Raw genomic sequence first — 17,312 nt, 5'->3', positions numbered from 1 at the left:
TTCCCCATGTTGTTAACTGATTTTGATTGATCAGATACCGCGTGATTTGCGCTTCTGCGGTTTCTTTTTCCGTTTCATGCGGCGACGGAACGCTTCTTCCTCGTAATCGACTGCTGGATTTGCCTCAAAGGAGGAGATACCTGCCGCCTGTTCAAACGCACTGCCTTCTTCCATACGGTAGCCGTACCGTTTCCAAAGTTCCTCCGGACCGGACTGTTGTCTGTCTTGCCAGGGTATTCCTTTCCACTGGTTGACAAGGTCGTTGAATACGTTGGCGGAAAACTCTTTTCCCATACGTGAGCCGTTGAATGCCTCGCGCCGTTCATGGTCTATGAATGTGACACCATAGATACGTCCGGTATCGTTCCTACGAAATACCACATCAATATGCTCCTGTTTCAGCAGTTCCCTGAACTCCTGTTCAGATTCTGCGCCACGTATGGCCTGTATAACCTTGGCGGATATGCCTGGTGACCATCTGCCTTCCTTGAAATCCTGTGTATGCCGTAACATACGTTCGGACAGTCCCGTATTTCCGAAACGCTTGCCGAACCTTGCACTTTTTATCGGAGGACCGATCACCTTTCCACTGTCGTCTGTAGCCGAATAGATGATACCCGTATAGGGTGTTCCCTTGTAATCGCCCCGCACTTGTCGGGCTTCAATGTTCAGTGTGGAAAGTAGAGCTGAATACTCGCCGAAGGTTTGGAAACGGTAACTTTCCAGTACGGCCTTCAGCGTGTTTCCTATCTGATGGCATATATCCCCTTGTGAGACATCCACCTTTTTCAGTTCCGCTTTCGGATTCCGTCTTTCCGCATCTGCACTGTTGCGCAGTCCGAATTCCTGTTCCAGTTCCCGGCAGGCTGTCATGGAACGGCGGTGCTCATAGGAGTCATTGATTTTCCTTCCTTCATCGTCAATGCATACACTCACGATATGTACGTGCGTGTTGCAGGTGTCGCCATGTCTGTACACGATGAACGGCTGGTCTCCATATCCCATTTTCTGCATGTATTTCTCTGCCAGTTCCGCCAGCCTGTCATTGTCCAGCCTGTCTTCCGGTGCCGGACTGAGGGCGATATGCAGGACCGGCTTGTCTGTCCTCCTGTTTACCGTCAGATGGTTTTCAAATGAAAGGAGAGCCAGACGCATGTCCTCGCTCGGCAATCCCGGGCGGTCGGAAATCATCCGGTGTCCGGACAGGATTTCCGCTGTCCCCTGAAATACCTTTTCATGGTTATAGGCCAGTGCTCCGTAAAGGCTTGCCCCGTGACTTATCTTTGCAACCATTTCTGTTCATATTCTTTGGTTAAGGCCATAATCCGTTTGTTGAGCAGTATCAGTTCCAGAGTAGCCTTTTCAAGTTTGTAAAGCAGGGACATCGCTCTTTTGTCCCCGAAATTTTTCTGCACGGCCCTTACGACCTGATTGTAATTGTTGCCTATTGCCTGAAACTGTCTGTAAAATTCCCCGAGCCGGATATAATAGTCCATGGAAACCTTATCCACCTTGATTACCTTCAGCTGTTCTGAAAAGATTGATTTCTTGATAAAGATTGTCCTGTCCCTTGCTCCGGATTCCAGAAACAGTTTCTCAAATTTGCCTCTCTCCTGCGCGTTCAGACGGAAACTGAACTTGTAGTCCGCCGGATCAGTTTTCGGCTTTCTGCCTGTCCTTTTAGCCTGTTTTTTCTCCATGCTTTTTTGCTTTTGGGTTGTTTTGCTTTCTCCGTCAGATTTTCCGACTTTGGAGGAAAATCCCCCGACCGTGAGGGAGGGCAAGTTGGTCTTTGTCGGGCAGAATACTTTCTGTCGGACAAAGACACAACTTGCTCTGTTCGTTTGAACAGAGAATCCACCTCCGGCGGATTGCTGCGCGACGTGAGCGGCGTGCTGCTGTCCGTCGGAAGATATTCCAAGCCGTCTATCGGTTCTGACTTTGCAAAATTATGGCTGTGTAAACAGTTGTGAAATAGTGGATTATATGACATATAAAGACGTCTGATGACATCTGATGTCATGGTACAGGCTACATATTACCTGTATGCTTGAAAGACCTTATTTTTGACGCGATTTAAGCGTGCAATATTGCAATAACATAATAACATAACAACATGGTATTGCAATAACATAAGGACATAATAACATGGCAATATAACATTGCAATAACATAAGGACATAATAACGTAACAACATAGTATTGCAATAACATAAGGACATAATAACATGGCAACATAATATTGCAATAACATAAGGACATAATAACATGGCAACATAATATTGCAATAACATAAGGACATAATAACATGGCAACATAGTATTGCAATAACATAAGGACATAATAACACGGCAACATAATATTGTAATAACATAAGGACATAATAACATGGCAATATAGTATCACAATAGCGTAATGCCATTGTAAGATTAGTGAAAGAAAAAGTGAATATTAACCCCAAAAACAAAAGGTATGAACAAACGTCCGATTCTTGTCGCCTTCAGCAATCAGAAAGGCGGTGTGGGCAAGTCCACGGTAACAGCGGTTCTTGCCAGTTATTTTAATTATGTAAGAGGTCTGAAAGTTGCTGTCGTTGACTGTGACTATCCCCAGTTCAGTCTGGAAAAACTAAGGGGAAGGGATTTGAAGAACCTTGAGAAAAGTGAGTATCACCAGCGACTTTTCTGCCGTCAGTTTGAAGACGGTTCCCGTAAGGCCTATCCGATCGTCACTTCCACGCCGGAGGCAGCCGCAGAGATTCCCGGCAAACTGGATGGCGACTATGACCTGATATTCTTCGATCTTCCCGGAACGGTGAACTCCCGTGGTGTATTCGAGTCCGTCATGAACATGGATTTTATCTTTACTCCCATTGTAAAGGACCGTATGGTCATGCAGAGCAGCCTTTCCTTTGTATCGACCGTTCAGGATTTTATTGGACAGCATCCGGAAGCTCCCCTGAAGGACATACGTTTATTCTGGAACCGTATGGACAGCCGTACTTCAAAAGAACTGTATGTAATGTATAATGCAATAGTGCTCCGTATGGGGTTGAAGGTCTTTGAAACCGTACTTCCGGATCTTGAACGCTTCAACAAGGAAATGACACCTTCTTCCAGACAGCATTTTCGCTGCACCCTTCTTCCTCCTTCCGAATCACTACTGAAAGACAGCCGTCTTGAGGCTTTTGCCCAGGAGATGGAACGTATCATATTTCCGGGATAAGAACTATGGCAAAGAAAAGAGAGATATTCAAGGTGGATGAGGATGCCTTGAAGGACATGATGGCCAGTGAATCCATTTCCTGCGGTAAATCTGGAACAGATGTCGGCGAGAATGTTCTTCCTGTCACAGAAAAGGAAAAAAATGTGCCGGAAGTAAAGACACAGGGACAGGAAAAGTCCCGGAAAACGATACGCGCCGATCCCGGACTGGAAGAGAAGGTGGAAATGTATAAGGAACTGTTTCTGGACAGAAAGAAGTCCGTACACAGAAAGCAGACCTATATCAGCTATGACATGTATTGCAGGCTGGCCCGTATCCTTCCCCTTCTGAGTGATGACATGAGTGTGCCCGCTTTTTTGGATAATGTGCTGGCACACCATCTTGAGACTTACAGTGAAGAGCTTGGCGAGCTGTTTCGCCGAAAAACCCCAAAAACATTCTGAAAATGATGTGGATTGTATTGACTGTTGCCGTATTGGTTTGCGGCCTGCTGTTATGTTACGTTTATGTACTGTCCAATAAGATTTGTTCACTGAAAGGACAGGTCAGAGAGTTGAATGAGAAAATAGGAATAGCGAACTGCTTTCCCGAATATAGCCGTGTGTATCTGAACGATGCTCCAGTCGGGAAAGGACGTCAGATTCGTATCCGTTGCGGTTTGTACAACAAGGCAAGCCGCCTTATTCCGTTTATGGCTCCCGGCATGAGTGTTTCAGTCTATGTGAGCAATATCGTGGAGGAACACTTGAAACGCCACGGAGAATTGCTGAAGAATGAACTTGAATGTTTTCTCTATAAGGATTCTTTATGGAAGAACTGATATACTTCTGTGTACGGATTGTCTGTATAGGCTATTTGCTGTACAGCGTGTATGGCTGGAGAAGGCGTATCGAAACTGTTTGTACCCTGCTTTATGGGAAACCTTGCGTGAAGAAGGAAAAGAAAGAAACTGTCGTAACGGAATCTGCGGTTTCAGATACAGAAGTGATGGGAAGTACCCGTTATGTCTATCTGGACGAGAATGCCGGAAAGACTGCCGCTCCCTTCATGAGCCAGCCACTTGAAAGGAATTTTATCGGTGAGGAGGAGGATGTGCAGCAGGAAGATGTGGAATGCAACCTTCAGCTGGATAAGATGAAACTCCTGCAGGAAGTCCAGGAAGACCTTGATGCGGAGTCTCCCGAAGTGGAATCCGTATCACCTGTTCTGTCCAGCAGGGACATGGAAGTACTCGGCGAATATCTGACACATCAGGATGAAGCCGACCATGAGAAGGCCATGCAGGCAGCCCGTGTCCTGTTCTCCATCAGGCAGACCAGCCTGATTGACGTGTTCCTTTCCAATATGGAGAATTCCGCGATTGTAGAGGAACTGATAGACAGGTATCTTGATGAGGACGGCAATCCTAAACCGCTTAAAGTAAAGGATGGGAATGAACCGTCTGACGAGTGGCGGAAATATATCTGACACCGATATATTCAGGCATCCCGGAAATCTTTTCGGGATGCTTTTTTTATGTCTGTAAGGTTTCCTGAATGACATCTGATGACATCTGGTGACACCTGATGACAGTGTTGTATCACAGCGGTTTAAGCCTTATATATTTGCAGTCGAATTCAACATTTATGTCAAACCCAAAAATGATTCGACAATGAAGAGAAGAATCCTATTTTCAGTATTGTGTGTGCTGGCAGCGGCAGGTGCCTTCGCACAGGGACAGGGTCTTGCCGGCATCAATGAGGCTACCAGCCTTATGACTTCGTATTTCGATCCGGCCACCAAATTGTGTTATGCCATCGGAGCCGTACTCGGTCTGGTCGGCGGTATCAAGACGTATGGCAAGTTCAGCAGCGGCGATCCCGATACGTCCAAGACTGCGGCGAGCTGGTTCTTCGCCTGCATCTTCCTGATTGTGGCCGCCACCATTCTCCGTTCCTTCTTCCTGTAAGCCATGGATTACCGTATCAACAAAGGAGCAGGTCGTCCGATTGAGTTCAAGGGCTTGAAATCACAGTACCTGTTCTTTTTTGCCGGAGGCCTTGTATCGGTCTTTCTTGCGGTGGTTGTCCTGTATATGGCCGGTGTCAGCCAGCTGGTATGCCTGTCTTTCGGAGCAGTATCCGGTTCCCTGGCCGTATGGCTGACCTTCCGCATGAATGCCCGCTACGGTGAGCACGGGCTGATGAAGATGCTGGCCGAGAAACGCCATCCGCGCTATCTGTCAGCCCGTCGCAGAATATTCAGTGCATTAACCAAAAAGAAGAGAAAGAAATGAGAAGTGTATTGAAGGCCTGTGATCTGGAAGACAGATTCCCGATTTTGGCCGTGGAAAACAACTGCATCGTAAGCAAGGATGCGGACATTACGGTAGCCTTCGAGGTCGAGCTGCCTGAACTGTACACGGTGACGGCGGCTGAATATGAAGCCATTCACGGTACCTGGGTAAAGGCCATGAAGGTGCTTCCAAATTATTCGGTCGTGTACAAGCAGGACTGGTTCGTCAAGGAAAACTACCGGAGCGAAGGAGACGGGACGGAAAGTTTCCTGTCCCGCAGCTATGAGCGTCATTTCAACGAACGCCCGTATCTCAGACACCGCTGCTTCCTGTATCTGACAAAGACCACACGCGAACGTGCCCGTCGCCGCAGTGATTTCAGTACCCTGTGCCGCGGCTATATCCTTCCCAAGGAAATCACGGACTGGGATTCGGTCGTGAAATTCCTGGAGGCGGTGGAGCAGTTCGAGCATATCATGAACGATTCGGGGCATGTCAGGATGAAGCGTCTCAGGACGGAAGAGGTGGTCGGAACGGAAGAATGTCCCGGGCTGATTGAAAGATACCTGACTCTCGGTATGGAGGACACGCACCCCGTATTACAGGACATCTGCCTTGATCCGGAACGTATGCGCATCGGTGACAAACGTCTTTGCCTGCATGTGCTTTCCGATACGGAAGACCTTCCCGGCAGTGTGGGCACGGACATGCGCTATGAGCGCTTATCCACGGACCGTAGCGACTGCCGTCTTTCGTTTGCGGCTCCGGTAGGACTCCTGCTTTCATGCAACCATGTCTATTCGCAGTACGTGTTCATCGATGATGCGCAGGAAATCCTGCAACGCATGGAAAAGACCTCACGCAACATGCTGTCCCTATCGAAATACAGCCGCAGCAATGCCGTGAACTATGAATGGGCAGAAATGTATCTTGACGAGGCGCATACGAAAGGGCTTGTTCCGGTACGGTGCCACTGTAACGTACTGGCCTGGGCGGAAGACGAGGAAGAGTTAAGACGTATCAAGAACGATACCGGTAGCCAGCTTGCCCTGATGGGATGCGTACCCCATTACAACACGATAGATACTCCGGTGCTGTACTGGTCTGGTATTCCAGGCAATGCGGGCGATTTTCCGGCTGAGGAAAGTTTCTATACCTTTCTGGAACAGGCTGTCTGCCTGTTTGCTTCGGAAACGAATTACCGCAGTTCGCCCAGCCCGTTCGGAATCCGTATGACGGACAGGCAGAGCGGCATACCGCTTCATCTGGACATCAGTGACCTGCCCATGCGCAAGGGAATCATCACCAACCGCAACAAGTTCATACTCGGTCCCTCCGGCAGCGGTAAATCCTTCTTTACGAACCATCTTGTCCGCCAGTATTATGAACAGGGTACCCATATCCTGCTGGTGGATACCGGAAACAGCTATCAGGGACTTTGCAGCCTGATTCATGACCGGACACATGGCGAGGACGGTATCTATATCACCTATGAGGAGGACAATCCCATCGCCTTCAATCCGTTCTATACGGATTCCGGGGAATTTGACGTGGAAAAGCGTGAAAGCATCAAGACACTGATACTCACACTCTGGAAACGTGAGGATGAAGCTCCAAGGCGTTCGGAAGAAGTGGCCCTTTCGGGAGCGGTGAACGCATACATTCGCAGGATAACGGAAAACAGGGATGTCAGACCCGATTTCAACGGATTCTACGAGTTTGTGCGTGATGACTACCGCCGGATGATTGAGGAGAAGAAAGTCCGTGAGAAGGATTTTGACATCGACGGTTTCCTGAACGTACTGGAACCGTTCTACCGTGGCGGTGATTATGATTTCCTGCTTAATTCGGACAAGGAACTGGATCTTACCAACAAGCGCTTTATCGTATTTGAGCTGGACAATATCAGCGGAAACAAGGTGCTTCTGCCCGTGGTCACACTGATAATCATGGAAACCTTCATCGCCAAGATGCGCCGCTTGAAAGGCATCCGCAAGATGATACTCATTGAGGAATGCTGGAAAGCCCTGATGTCCGCCAATATGAGTGAGTACATAAAGTATTTATTTAAGACCGTCAGAAAATATTTTGGTGAGGCCGTGGTGGTCACCCAGGAAGTGGATGACATTATCAGTTCCCTTGTCGTGAAGGAAGCTATCATCAACAACAGTGACTGCAAGATTCTCCTTGACCAGCGGAAATACATGAACAAGTTCGACCATATCCAGCGGCTTCTCGGACTGACCGACAAGGAACGCGGACAGATCCTGTCCATTAATCAGGCCAACCATCCCGGACGTTTCTACCGTGAGGTCTGGATCGGTCTTGGCGGTACCCACTCGGCCGTGTATGCCACGGAAGTCAGCGATGAGGAATATGCCGTATATACCACGGAAGAGTCGGAAAAGCTGGAATTGCAGAAGCTGGCCAAGGAACTGGGCGGAAATCTGGAACTGGCCGTGAAACGCATTGCGGAAATGAGAAGGGAAAGGAAAAAGGTCAAACGGTAAAGCATGACGGTTATGAATGACAGTTTTGAATCGGATGAAAGAAAGCGTAAAGAGACAATCGAATGTCTCTACTGGTCCCTGATGAACGGATGGGACATACCGAAGGATATCCGTGAACATTACGGATTTTCAGAGGACTATGAACTGTACCACCGGCTTGAAAGTATGGAACCGGAAGATTACAGGGAAAGAAGGCTCAGAGGCGAGATACCTGATGCCGTGGAGGTCGATGTAAGACTGACACATGCTGTGGAGAAGGTCTTCGAGCGGCTTTGTTCCCCTCCTCCCGTACAGTATCTCGACAAGCTGTACGGGGAACTGGAAAAGCTGGGAGGTTTCATCGCCAACCCGAAGAATATTGACAGCCCTTTCATTAATTCCGGTTTTCTCATGAAATACGGCATTGACCGGAATTCCCCGGATGAAATCAGACGGCAACAGGCAGAAAAGGCCTATAAGGAACTTTATGCCAGGTTTGAAACCATGGTCGGCCTGAAGTCCCCAAACAAAAAGGACGACAACGCTATCCGCAAGGAATGCCGGCAGCCAGCCTGTAAAGAAAGGCTGTCCGGAAAAGCCCGCATCCCGGTCAGGCCGAAGCCAAAGAGACGTAAGATGGGACTTTGAGAGATTCAGTAAAACAAGAACAACATCATTAAAAAAGACAAGACATGAAAAACAGACAGTTGTACAGACTGGCCGCCTGCCTGATCGGGGCGGCATCACTGCTGCTGCAGAGTTGCAGTGAGAGCAGGTTTAAGGACTGTGACCGCCTGTGCGGTTCATGGAGCAGTGTGGAAGGCAAGCCCGATGTCCTTATATATAAGGAAGGGGACGCCTACAAGGTGACGGTCTTCGCCCGCAGCGGAAAGACACGGAAGCTGAAACCGGAAACCTATCTGCTGGTGGAAGAAAACGGTAACCTGTTCATCAATACCGGCTACCGCATAGACATCGCCTACAATGAGGCGGCTGACGTATTGACCTTTTCTCCGAACGGTGACTATGTAAGGAAGGAGGTACGTCCATGAGAAAAAGACTGCTGCTGCTTTGTGCAGGAACCTTTTTTCTTGCCGGACAGATACGGGCACAGTGGGTGGTGACTGATCCGGGAAACCTTGCCCAGAGTATCATCAACATGTCGGACAATATCGTGCATACCTCTTCAACCGCGACAAGTACCGCCCAGAATTTTGCGGAGACGGTGAAGATATACCAGCAGTACAAGAAATACTATGATGCCCTGAAGTCCGTCAACAATCTGGTGAAGGATGCCCGTAAGGTCAGTGAAATCATCCTGATGGTCGGTGACGTGTCGGAAATCTACGTGACCAATTTCCAGAAGATGCTGGGTGACGAGAACTTTTCTCCCGAAGAGCTGGAGGCCATCGCTTTCGGTTATACCAAACTTCTGGAAGAGAGCAACGGGGTGTTGCAGGACCTCAAGCAGGTAATCAACGTCAGCACCCTTTCCATGACCGACAAGGACCGTATGGACGTGGTGGATGACTGTTATGTCAGTATGCGCCGTTACCGCAATCTCGTGAATTATTATACGAACAGGAATATAGCCGTGAGTTTTCTGCGTGCCCGCAAGAAGAATGACCTTGACCGTGTCCTGAGGCTCTATGGCAATGACACCTCCAAATACTGGTAGCCTATGGTATTGTTATCCGTGGATTTCTCGAATCTCCATACCATTCTGGAGAGCCTTTACAATGAAATGATGCCCCTTTGCGGGGATATGCTGGATGTGGCCAAGGGACTTGCCGGACTCGGTGCCCTGTTCTATGTGGCCGTCCGTGTCTGGCAGTCGCTTGCCCGTGCCGAACCGATTGACGTGTATCCGCTTCTGCGCCCGTTTGCGATAGGCATCTGCATCATGCTTTTCCCGACCCTGGTACTCGGAACGATGAATACGGTGCTGAGTCCGATTGTGCAGGGAACCCACAAGATGCTTGAGGGGCAGACGATGGACATGCAGCAGTACCGTGAGCAGAAGGACAGGCTGGAACGTGAAGCCATGCTCCGTAATCCGGAAACGGCCTATCTGGTCAGCGATGAGGAGTTTGACCGTCAGCTGGACGAGCTCGGATGGTCGCCCGATGCCATGGCAACCCGTATGGGCATGTATATGGAAGTGGGCATGTACAATCTGGAAAAGAATATCCGGGACGCCTTCCGCAGTCTGCTGGAACTGCTTTTTGCCGCGGCATCCCTGCTTATAGATACGGTAAGGACCTTTTTTCTGGTTGTATTGTCCATCCTTGGTCCCATTGCCTTTGCCTTCAGTGTGTGGGACGGTTTCCAGTCCACGCTCAGCCAGTGGTTCACACGTTACATTTCCGTCTATCTGTGGCTTCCCGTGAGTGACCTTTTCAGCTGTATGCTGGCTAAGATTCAGGTGCTCATGCTGCAGAACGACATCCTGGAGCTCCAGAACAATCCGAACTATTCGCTGGACAACTCCAATTCGGTATATGTGATCTTCATGCTCATAGGTATCATCGGATATTTTACCGTGCCGACCGTGGCCGGATGGATTGTACAGGCAGGCGGTGGCGGAAACTATAACCGCAACATCAACCGTACCGCGACCAAGGCCGGAGGATTTGCAGCCGGTGCCGCAGGTTCCGGACTGGGAAATATCGGAGGGCGTCTGCGTGGAAAATAAACAGAACAGGAACATAAAAATCATGAAAACAGATGGAATTCAAATCACTGACCAATATTGAAAGCAGCTTCAGACGGATACGCCTGATGCTTGCGGTCTTTGTCGGATGCTGCACGCTTGTGACCGTCTTTGCCCTGTGGAACTCATACCGCTTTGCGGAGAAACAGCGTGAGAAAATTTATGTACTCGATGGCGGCAAGTCACTGATGCTTGCCCTTTCGCAGGATCTTTCACAGAACCGTCCGGCTGAAGCCAGGGAGCATGTAAGAAGGTTCCATGAGCTCTTTTTCGGGCTGTCGCCACAGAAGGATGCCATTGAGCACAATATCAACCGTGCCTTGCAGCTGGCGGACAAAAGCGCCTATCATTACTATGTGGATTTTGCCGAGAAAGGATACTACAACCGTCTCATTTCCGGTAATATCAATCAGGTGGTACGGGTGGACAGCGTGGTCTGCGACTTTTCCGGATACCCCTACAGGGCCAGGACGTATGCCCGCCAGATGATTATCCGTGAGAGTAACGTGACGGAACGTTCGCTGGTGACTGACTGCCAGCTTCAGAATACGTCCCGTTCCGATGACAACCCCAACGGCTTTATCATCGAACATCTGACCATACTGGAAAACAAGGACATAAGGAGCGTAGAGCGATGAAAAGGAACCTGACGAGACAGGCGAACCTTCAACTCAGGAGGTTCTGCCACAGACTTACCGTTAAACAGCGCAAGGCCGTTCTCTGGATACTGTTTGTCCCGTTTACCGCCGCATGTGTCTATACGGCATGCAGACCGTTTATAGGCAGTAAGAACCGGGAGTCCGGAATGGAATTTATGGAAAAGGATTCACTCCGTATGGAGTTCATTCAATCTATTGTAAGAAATGGAGAAAGAAAAAGTCAAGAAAGTAATGGAACGGCTGATGAAACCGTTCAGGCTCCGGTCTTCAAAGGACAGGAAGCCGCTGAGTGAGGAACAGAAACGCAAACGCGCCGGATTTGTGGTGTATCCGCTGATGTTCCTGCTGTGTCTGGGAAGTTTCTATCTGATATTCTCACCTTCCGGGCAGGAACGGGAGCGGCAGGATAAAGGCCAGGGATTCAATACGGAAATCCCTTCTCCCGAGGACAGCCGCCTGGAAGGAAACAAGAAGGATGCCTATGAAAAGGCTCTGATGGAACAGGAAAGCAGGAAAAGGAAGACATTCTTTGAAGCTGCGGAGTCCATGTTTGCCAAAGAGGAACGGAAAGACAGTGTCCGTCTTCCCGATAACATTCCACCGGAGAGGCAAACAAACACGGAAACGGAAACAGAAAAAGGCAATGCCGGACCGGTCAGTTCCTCGGCCGGAGCCTACCGTGAGATGAACCGTACGCTGGGAAGCATCTATGAACCGCGGACCGATCCGGAAAAGGAAAGGCTTCTGGAAAGGATTGAGGAACTGGAGCGTATGCAGCAACAGCAGCAGAAACAGGAGCCACTGTCAGGCATGGAGGAAAAGATGGCCCTGATGGAAAAATCCTACGAACTGGCCGCCAAATACAATAACCGTCAGGCAGTGGAGACTCCTTCTCCCGTCAGAAAAGCGGAGGACAAAAAAGCCATACCGGTGAAACAGGTTCACAATGAGGTGGTATCCTCGCTTTCCAGACCTATGAGCGACGAAGAGTTCATATCCGCCTTTTCGGGAGAACGCAATGCCGGTTTCAATACGGCTGTCGGCCGGAAGACAGTAACGGAAGGCAATACCATTGCTGCCTGTGTACACGGTACGCAGACCGTATCCGACGGACAGGCCTTGCGCCTGCGGCTTACCGAGCCCATGTCTGTTGCCGGACGTTTCATACCGAAAGGGACCGTACTGGTAGGTGGCACACGCATACAGGGTGAACGGCTGGAAATCATGGTCAATGCCGTGGAATACAAGGGAACTATCCTGCCGGTGGAGCTGGAAGTCTATGATCTGGATGGACAGCAGGGAATCCTGGTGCCGGGTTCACTGGAATATGACGCTGCCAGAGAGATTGCCGCCAATATGGGAACCTCGATGAACAGCAGCATTAACATTTCCACCGATGCTGGGGCGCAGATTGCCTCTGATCTGGGAAAAGGTGTAATACAGGGCGTTTCCCAGTACATATCCAAACGGATGCGTACGGTAAACATTACTTTGAAGGCCGGACACCGGGTACTGCTCCATTCACCGGAGAAATGAAATATAGGAAACTATGAAAGAAAAGACAACCATTAAACAAAAGCACATGAAGAAGATTCTGATGATGTTTGCCCTTTTACTGGGCGTATCGGCTGCCTGGGCGCAGCAGAGTAGCGGTGATTATTATGAGGGGCTGACCCGCAAGATCGGTTTCAGCCAGATGATTCCGCCGCACGGACTGGAAATAACGTATAACAAGACCGTCCATGTCATTTTTCCGGCTCCGGTCAAGTATGTGGATCTCGGTTCTACAAGCCTGATAGCCGGCAAGGCCGACGGTGCCGAGAATGTAATCCGAGTAAAGGCCACGACACGCAATTTCAGGGAGGAGACCAATATGTCTGTAATAACCGAAGACGGGAACTTCTATACCTTCAACGTGAAGTATGCCGATGAGCCGCTGCTGCTGAATGTGGAGATGTGTGATTTCATTCATGACGGAGAATCGGTGAACCGTCCCAACAATGCCATGGAAATCTATCTGACCGAGCTGGATAACGAGTCACCCCGTCTGGTACGTCTTATCATGAAATCCGTGTATGAGAATGACAAGCGCCGTATCCGTCATATCGGCTGCAAGCGTTTCGGTATCCAGTATCTGCTCAAAGGACTGTACACCCATAATGACCTGCTTTATTTCCATACCCAGGTAAAGAACTCCTCGAATGTGCCCTTTGACGTGGATTTCATTACGTTCAAGGTGGTGGACAAAAAGGTGATGAAGCGTACGGCCATGCAGGAGCAGGTGATTTATCCGCTGCGTGCCTATAATTATGTGACACGTGTAAACGGCAGGGATTCGGAATGCACGGTATTTGCCCTTCCCAAGTTTACGATACCGGACGACAAGAAACTGGTTGTGGAGATGTATGAGAAACAGGGCGGCCGTCACCAGAGTTTTGAGGTGGTCAACGAAGACCTGGTGCGTGCGGAAACCATCAACGAACTGAAGGTACGATGAAAACAAAAGTATTGTATATGTTGGCATTGCTGCTTGTCCTTTCCGTAGGGCAGGCAGACGCCCAGCGGATTCTGCCGAGGATGCAGGGTGTGGAAATGCGTGGAGGTATGGCTTCCGATAACGGATACTATATGGGAATGATACTTTCAAGTTATGCCAAAGGCGGGAACAAATGGGTATATGGAGCGGAATACCTGCATATGAAACACGGTTACCGTCATGTGACCATCCCTTCGGCGCAGTTTACGGCAGAAGGCGGATATTACCTGAATTTCCTTTCCGATGCGGGAAAAGTGTTCTTCCTCAATCTTGGAGGATCGGCACTGGCCGGATATGAGACGGTAAACTGGTCCGATAAAAAACTCTATGACGGGGCCACTCTGAAAAACGGCGATGCCTTTGTGTACGGCTGTGCCCTGACGCTGGAGATGGAACTGTACCTTGCCGACCGTGTGGCATTGACGGCTTCCTTGCGTGAGCGTTTCCTGTGGGGCGGAAGTCTCGGACATTGCCATACCCAATATGGAATCGGCATTCGTTTTATGATAAATTAGCGGGTTATGGAACTGGAACAGATTAGACGTATTTCTCTTGTCGGTTTTCTTGAAGATCTGGGGCATATGCCTGTATCCCGTAAAGGAAATGATGTCTGGTTCAGATCCCCTTTCAGAAATGAGAGAACCGCATCCTTCAAGGTGGATACGCAGCGGAATGTCTGGTTTGATTTTGGCCTCGGAAAGGGAGGTGACATCTTCCATCTTGCCGGAGAACTGACCGGAAGCACCGGTTTCATGGAACAGCTGGAGTTCCTTTCAGGGAAATCCGGCATCCTTCCCCTCCGGCCTTTACAGGAACGTAAGAAGATACCCCGCGTTTCCGGATTCGAGGACGTGAAAGTGACGGAACTGAATCATGAGGCTTTGAAAGCTTATCTGAAAGAGAGAGGCATTGATCCGGCCATAGCCGGGAGATTCTGCAAGGAAGTGGCATATGGAATACGGGGCAAACGGTATTTTGCCATAGGCTTCATGAACCGGAGCGGCGGTTATGAACTCCGTAACCCGATGTTCAAGGGATGCATCTCTCCCAAGGACATTTCCTGTGTGTCCCTGTCCGGAAAGAAACAGGATACGTGCTGCGTGTTTGAAGGGTTTATAGATTTCCTTTCGGCATTGGTATTGCGGATTGTGAAGGACGAGGACTGCCTGGTGCTGAACTCTGTATCCAATCTGGAACGGTCGTATGCCGTTCTGGAGGGTTACGGCAAAATCCGGTGCTTTCTTGACCGTGACCGGGCCGGGATTACCGCACTGGAGACTTTGAACATACATTTCGGGAATAAGGTTACGGACTGTTCCGGTCTGTATGATGGATTTAAGGACTTGAATGAATATCTGACAAAAACAAGGGAAAACAAATGAAGACAGAAAAGAATATAAGAAAAGGATTTGGGCTGGCAGGTAAGATTGCCATGTTCTGCATAGGTCTGGTCAGTCTTGTACTGACCTCGTGCGAATCCGAGCTGGAAATCCAGCAGAGTTATCCGTTTACCGTGGAAACAATGCCGGTTCCCAAGGAACTGAACAGGAATGAGACGGCGGAAATACGATGTGAACTCAAAAGTGAGGGCGATTTTGACGGTACGGTCTATACGATCCGTTATTTCCAGTATGACGGGGAAGGTTCCCTGAAACTGGACAACGGTCTTGAATTCATGCCGAATGACCGTTATCTGCTGGAGAACCGGAAGTTCAGGCTGTATTATACTTCACTATGTGACGAGGCGCAGAACTTCATTGTCGTTGTCGAAGACAACTGGGGAAACATGACAGAAATGGAATTTGACTTCAACGATGCAGGTGATGAAGAAACAGGTACTGTGGAAGATTCATTGTCAGTTCAGGAAGGAGGTGCCTTATAATAACCGTAAGACTTCTAAGGTCAGTACTGCCGTTGGTGGTACTGGCCATGACGGTAACTTCTTTGCGTGCACAGGAGAATGTGGAAGACTCACGTTGGGAAACGGCTGTCAGGTGTATCAAAAAATACGAAGGATGGCATGGTCCGGAACATCATCCGTATGTTGCATACGGTCACCGTATCAGAAAAGGGGAAAAGTTTCCTGCCAGACTGACAGAAAGTGAGGGAGACAGTATTCTGAGAAAAGACCTGAAGGAAATGTGTGCATTGTTCCGACATCTGGGAAAGGATTCGCTTTTGGTTGCATGTCTGGCATACCAGGTGGGACCATATAAGTTGCTCGGCTATGGCAAGATGCTCAAAAGCACGTTGATAAGGAAACTGGAAGCCGGTAACCGGGATATTTATGCGGACTTCATACGATATTGTTACTATAAGGGAAAGAAAATTTCGTCAATAGAAAGGAGAAGAAAAGAAGAATACAGATTGCTTTTTGTGCCATAGAAACAAGACAGCCGTGAATTTATCATGATTCACGGCTGTCTTGTTATAATATCCTGTCTAAAAAAAGTGACAGGGGATAAATGAACCGGTTATACTGTTTCAGAGCATCCATATCCAGCTTCATGTTTTTGTAAGGATTTGAATCGTCCGTATAGAAATAGATGTCTGTTGTCTGGTTACCATTTTTTATAATTTTCCCGTTCAATGGTATCGCGTCCACATCCTCGAACTTTTCAAGGGGAAGGCCTTCAATAGAACCGGTTTCCTGTTTGCCGAGACTATTTGTATAGTGATTGAACAGTACAAATCCTTTTCGGGCATAATCAATGTGAATGCCGTACGGACGGTTGCGGTAAAAGTTTTCTCTGGCTTTTTCCTGATAATTTTCCATTATAATACCGGTTTGACAATTTCAATCTTCAATCCGAGTGCATCAATGATACGGCAGAACGTACTGATACCCGGATCTACAATACCTTTTTCTATTCTGGAGATATAGGACTTGTTGGTCCCGATTTTTTCAGCCAGTTCGGACTGGGTCATCTTTTCCTTCTTTCTGGCATCACATATAATCTGTCCCATGCAGTAGGCGTATGCCTCCTTACGGAACTCCTCACGTTCAGGTGTTCCCGGCTTGCCAAATTCCTCATCCATGATAGCATCGATGCTGGTCAGGTTTTCATTTTTTGTTTTCATAATACTCCTCCTTTATCTTTAATGCCTTTTCTATTTCGGAAGGCGGTGTCTTCTGTGTCTTTTTCTGAAATCCGTTGAACAGGATTACGATGTTCCCGTCATCAAATATGAAGAATACCCGGAAGACGTTGCCTCCATATTCAGCACGGATTTCATATAGCTCTTCACGCAGATACTTTACGAACTTGCTGCTTACCCTTTCCTGAACTTTCAGCATATCAAGAATATAGTATATCTTGCGGGCTTCCTCTTTTCTAATGGATGATATGAAGTCCGTGAAATAATTCTTGTAGGCTGATATGGTCCGTTCCTGTTTCATGCAGCAAAGATATAA

The 17,312-nt window shown here is 48.6% G+C and carries 23 protein-coding genes; 18 read left to right on the top strand and 5 right to left on the bottom strand.

Annotation, left to right across the window (positions count from 1 at the left end):
• Positions 1-30 precede the first annotated feature (30 nt).
• Positions 31-1,293, bottom strand: coding sequence for a conjugal transfer protein MobB (gene mobB / locus BACSA_RS15895; protein WP_013619044.1), 1,263 nt, complete (start codon positions 1,291-1,293; stop codon positions 31-33).
• Positions 1,278-1,700, bottom strand: a complete 423-nt coding sequence (mobA, locus tag BACSA_RS15890) for a conjugal transfer protein MobA (RefSeq protein ID WP_013619043.1) — start codon at positions 1,698-1,700, stop codon at positions 1,278-1,280. Before mobA ends, mobB begins: the two co-directional genes overlap by 16 nt.
• 772 nt (positions 1,701-2,472) lie before the next feature.
• Between mobA and BACSA_RS15885 the strand changes: the two genes are divergently transcribed.
• The 18 genes from BACSA_RS15885 (at position 2,473) to BACSA_RS15795 (ending at position 16,282) form a co-directional block, all read left to right on the top strand.
• Positions 2,473-3,225 carry a ParA family protein gene (locus BACSA_RS15885; RefSeq protein WP_013619042.1) on the top strand — a complete coding sequence of 251 codons (753 nt, stop codon included), beginning with the start codon at positions 2,473-2,475 and terminating at the stop codon, positions 3,223-3,225.
• Between the two features lie 5 nt (positions 3,226-3,230).
• Positions 3,231-3,668, top strand: coding sequence for a DUF3408 domain-containing protein (locus BACSA_RS15880; protein WP_005776852.1), 438 nt, complete (start codon positions 3,231-3,233; stop codon positions 3,666-3,668).
• A gap of 2 nt (positions 3,669-3,670) precedes the next feature.
• Complete coding sequence (locus tag BACSA_RS15875) at positions 3,671-4,045, top strand: DUF3408 domain-containing protein (protein WP_013619041.1); 375 nt, start codon at positions 3,671-3,673, stop codon at positions 4,043-4,045.
• The gene (locus BACSA_RS15870; protein ID WP_013619040.1) at positions 4,033-4,692 is read left to right on the top strand and encodes a DUF4122 family protein; all 660 of its coding nucleotides are present in this window, start codon (positions 4,033-4,035) and stop codon (positions 4,690-4,692) included. The genes BACSA_RS15875 and BACSA_RS15870 overlap by 13 nt, the downstream gene beginning before the upstream one ends.
• A 184-nt stretch (positions 4,693-4,876) precedes the next feature.
• Positions 4,877-5,173: a DUF4134 domain-containing protein gene (locus BACSA_RS15865; RefSeq protein WP_007843736.1), complete on the top strand. Its 297-nt coding sequence runs from the start codon at positions 4,877-4,879 to the stop codon at positions 5,171-5,173.
• Positions 5,174-5,176: 3 nt separating this feature from the next.
• The gene (locus BACSA_RS15860; protein ID WP_013619039.1) at positions 5,177-5,500 is read left to right on the top strand and encodes a DUF4133 domain-containing protein; all 324 of its coding nucleotides are present in this window, start codon (positions 5,177-5,179) and stop codon (positions 5,498-5,500) included.
• Positions 5,497-8,010 (top strand): TraG family conjugative transposon ATPase, encoded by a 2,514-nt coding sequence (locus BACSA_RS15855; RefSeq protein ID WP_013619038.1) that lies wholly within the window; start codon positions 5,497-5,499, stop codon positions 8,008-8,010. The genes BACSA_RS15860 and BACSA_RS15855 overlap by 4 nt, the downstream gene beginning before the upstream one ends.
• A gap of 12 nt (positions 8,011-8,022) precedes the next feature.
• On the top strand, positions 8,023-8,637 hold the full coding sequence (locus BACSA_RS15850; RefSeq protein ID WP_013619037.1) for a hypothetical protein: 615 nt from the start codon (positions 8,023-8,025) through the stop codon (positions 8,635-8,637).
• 44 nt (positions 8,638-8,681) lie between these two features.
• Positions 8,682-9,041, top strand: coding sequence for a DUF3876 domain-containing protein (locus tag BACSA_RS15845; protein WP_004294975.1), 360 nt, complete (start codon positions 8,682-8,684; stop codon positions 9,039-9,041).
• Positions 9,038-9,667 carry a DUF4141 domain-containing protein gene (locus BACSA_RS15840; protein ID WP_013619036.1) on the top strand — a complete coding sequence of 210 codons (630 nt, stop codon included), beginning with the start codon at positions 9,038-9,040 and terminating at the stop codon, positions 9,665-9,667. Before BACSA_RS15845 ends, BACSA_RS15840 begins: the two co-directional genes overlap by 4 nt.
• 3 nt (positions 9,668-9,670) lie before the next feature.
• Positions 9,671-10,684, top strand: a complete 1,014-nt coding sequence (gene traJ, locus BACSA_RS15835) for a conjugative transposon protein TraJ (RefSeq protein WP_013619035.1) — start codon at positions 9,671-9,673, stop codon at positions 10,682-10,684.
• 32 nt (positions 10,685-10,716) lie between these two features.
• Positions 10,717-11,340 carry a conjugative transposon protein TraK gene (traK, locus tag BACSA_RS15830; RefSeq protein WP_004326315.1) on the top strand — a complete coding sequence of 208 codons (624 nt, stop codon included), beginning with the start codon at positions 10,717-10,719 and terminating at the stop codon, positions 11,338-11,340.
• 225 nt (positions 11,341-11,565) lie between these two features.
• Positions 11,566-12,897: a conjugative transposon protein TraM gene (gene traM, locus BACSA_RS15820; RefSeq protein WP_083802617.1), complete on the top strand. Its 1,332-nt coding sequence runs from the start codon at positions 11,566-11,568 to the stop codon at positions 12,895-12,897.
• A 46-nt stretch (positions 12,898-12,943) separates the two neighbouring features.
• Positions 12,944-13,858 carry a conjugative transposon protein TraN gene (gene traN / locus BACSA_RS15815; RefSeq protein WP_013619032.1) on the top strand — a complete coding sequence of 305 codons (915 nt, stop codon included), beginning with the start codon at positions 12,944-12,946 and terminating at the stop codon, positions 13,856-13,858.
• Positions 13,855-14,412, top strand: a complete 558-nt coding sequence (locus BACSA_RS15810; RefSeq protein ID WP_041584083.1) for a conjugal transfer protein TraO — start codon at positions 13,855-13,857, stop codon at positions 14,410-14,412. Before traN ends, BACSA_RS15810 begins: the two co-directional genes overlap by 4 nt.
• Positions 14,413-14,418: 6 nt before the next feature.
• Entirely contained in the window at positions 14,419-15,279 is an 861-nt protein-coding gene (locus BACSA_RS15805) for a toprim domain-containing protein (RefSeq protein ID WP_013619030.1), read from the top strand.
• Positions 15,276-15,779, top strand: a complete 504-nt coding sequence (locus BACSA_RS15800; protein ID WP_013619029.1) for a DUF3872 domain-containing protein — start codon at positions 15,276-15,278, stop codon at positions 15,777-15,779. Before BACSA_RS15805 ends, BACSA_RS15800 begins: the two co-directional genes overlap by 4 nt.
• A 47-nt stretch (positions 15,780-15,826) precedes the next feature.
• A complete protein-coding gene (locus tag BACSA_RS15795; RefSeq protein WP_013619028.1) occupies positions 15,827-16,282 on the top strand; it encodes a glycoside hydrolase family protein in 456 nt (151 codons plus the stop codon).
• Positions 16,283-16,325: 43 nt separating this feature from the next.
• Here BACSA_RS15795 and BACSA_RS15790 read toward each other — a convergent pair whose 3' ends face one another.
• From BACSA_RS15790 to BACSA_RS15780, 3 genes are read right to left on the bottom strand one after another with little or no spacing between them, the layout of a single operon-like run.
• On the bottom strand, positions 16,326-16,673 hold the full coding sequence (locus BACSA_RS15790; RefSeq protein WP_007560866.1) for a hypothetical protein: 348 nt from the start codon (positions 16,671-16,673) through the stop codon (positions 16,326-16,328).
• Positions 16,673-16,978: a helix-turn-helix domain-containing protein gene (locus tag BACSA_RS15785; RefSeq protein WP_013619027.1), complete on the bottom strand. Its 306-nt coding sequence runs from the start codon at positions 16,976-16,978 to the stop codon at positions 16,673-16,675. Before BACSA_RS15785 ends, BACSA_RS15790 begins: the two co-directional genes overlap by 1 nt.
• Entirely contained in the window at positions 16,962-17,297 is a 336-nt protein-coding gene (locus tag BACSA_RS15780) for a type II toxin-antitoxin system RelE/ParE family toxin (protein ID WP_013619026.1), read from the bottom strand. The genes BACSA_RS15785 and BACSA_RS15780 overlap by 17 nt, the downstream gene beginning before the upstream one ends.
• Between the last annotated feature and the right edge of the window lie 15 nt (positions 17,298-17,312).

Source organism: Phocaeicola salanitronis DSM 18170 (assembly GCF_000190575.1).
GTDB lineage: Bacteria > Bacteroidota > Bacteroidia > Bacteroidales > Bacteroidaceae > Phocaeicola > Phocaeicola salanitronis.
The sequence above is the reverse complement of the archived record's forward strand: the minus strand, read 5'-3'. Positions and strand labels throughout refer to the sequence as shown.

Bases quoted from the DNA above. Each gene is read 5' to 3' on its own strand.
- traJ (WP_013619035.1), top strand. From the start codon at position 9,671: ATGGTATTGTTATCCGTGGATTTCTCGAATCTCCATACCATTCTGGAG.
- BACSA_RS15875 (WP_013619041.1), top strand. From the start codon at position 3,671: ATGATGTGGATTGTATTGACTGTTGCCGTATTGGTTTGCGGCCTGCTG.
- BACSA_RS15855 (WP_013619038.1), top strand. From the start codon at position 5,497: ATGAGAAGTGTATTGAAGGCCTGTGATCTGGAAGACAGATTCCCGATT.
- BACSA_RS15805 (WP_013619030.1), top strand. From the start codon at position 14,419: ATGGAACTGGAACAGATTAGACGTATTTCTCTTGTCGGTTTTCTTGAA.
- traN (WP_013619032.1), top strand. From the start codon at position 12,944: ATGAAGAAGATTCTGATGATGTTTGCCCTTTTACTGGGCGTATCGGCT.
- BACSA_RS15845 (WP_004294975.1), top strand. From the start codon at position 8,682: ATGAAAAACAGACAGTTGTACAGACTGGCCGCCTGCCTGATCGGGGCG.
- mobB (WP_013619044.1), bottom strand. From the start codon at position 1,293: ATGGTTGCAAAGATAAGTCACGGGGCAAGCCTTTACGGAGCACTGGCC.
- BACSA_RS15780 (WP_013619026.1), bottom strand. From the start codon at position 17,297: ATGAAACAGGAACGGACCATATCAGCCTACAAGAATTATTTCACGGAC.
- BACSA_RS15880 (WP_005776852.1), top strand. From the start codon at position 3,231: ATGGCAAAGAAAAGAGAGATATTCAAGGTGGATGAGGATGCCTTGAAG.
- BACSA_RS15795 (WP_013619028.1), top strand. From the start codon at position 15,827: ATGACGGTAACTTCTTTGCGTGCACAGGAGAATGTGGAAGACTCACGT.
- traK (WP_004326315.1), top strand. From the start codon at position 10,717: ATGGAATTCAAATCACTGACCAATATTGAAAGCAGCTTCAGACGGATA.
- BACSA_RS15865 (WP_007843736.1), top strand. From the start codon at position 4,877: ATGAAGAGAAGAATCCTATTTTCAGTATTGTGTGTGCTGGCAGCGGCA.
- BACSA_RS15860 (WP_013619039.1), top strand. From the start codon at position 5,177: ATGGATTACCGTATCAACAAAGGAGCAGGTCGTCCGATTGAGTTCAAG.
- BACSA_RS15785 (WP_013619027.1), bottom strand. From the start codon at position 16,978: ATGAAAACAAAAAATGAAAACCTGACCAGCATCGATGCTATCATGGAT.
- traM (WP_083802617.1), top strand. From the start codon at position 11,566: ATGGAGAAAGAAAAAGTCAAGAAAGTAATGGAACGGCTGATGAAACCG.
- BACSA_RS15810 (WP_041584083.1), top strand. From the start codon at position 13,855: ATGAAAACAAAAGTATTGTATATGTTGGCATTGCTGCTTGTCCTTTCC.
- BACSA_RS15870 (WP_013619040.1), top strand. From the start codon at position 4,033: ATGGAAGAACTGATATACTTCTGTGTACGGATTGTCTGTATAGGCTAT.
- BACSA_RS15840 (WP_013619036.1), top strand. From the start codon at position 9,038: ATGAGAAAAAGACTGCTGCTGCTTTGTGCAGGAACCTTTTTTCTTGCC.
- mobA (WP_013619043.1), bottom strand. From the start codon at position 1,700: ATGGAGAAAAAACAGGCTAAAAGGACAGGCAGAAAGCCGAAAACTGAT.
- BACSA_RS15790 (WP_007560866.1), bottom strand. From the start codon at position 16,673: ATGGAAAATTATCAGGAAAAAGCCAGAGAAAACTTTTACCGCAACCGT.
- BACSA_RS15885 (WP_013619042.1), top strand. From the start codon at position 2,473: ATGAACAAACGTCCGATTCTTGTCGCCTTCAGCAATCAGAAAGGCGGT.
- BACSA_RS15850 (WP_013619037.1), top strand. From the start codon at position 8,023: ATGAATGACAGTTTTGAATCGGATGAAAGAAAGCGTAAAGAGACAATC.
- BACSA_RS15800 (WP_013619029.1), top strand. From the start codon at position 15,276: ATGAAGACAGAAAAGAATATAAGAAAAGGATTTGGGCTGGCAGGTAAG.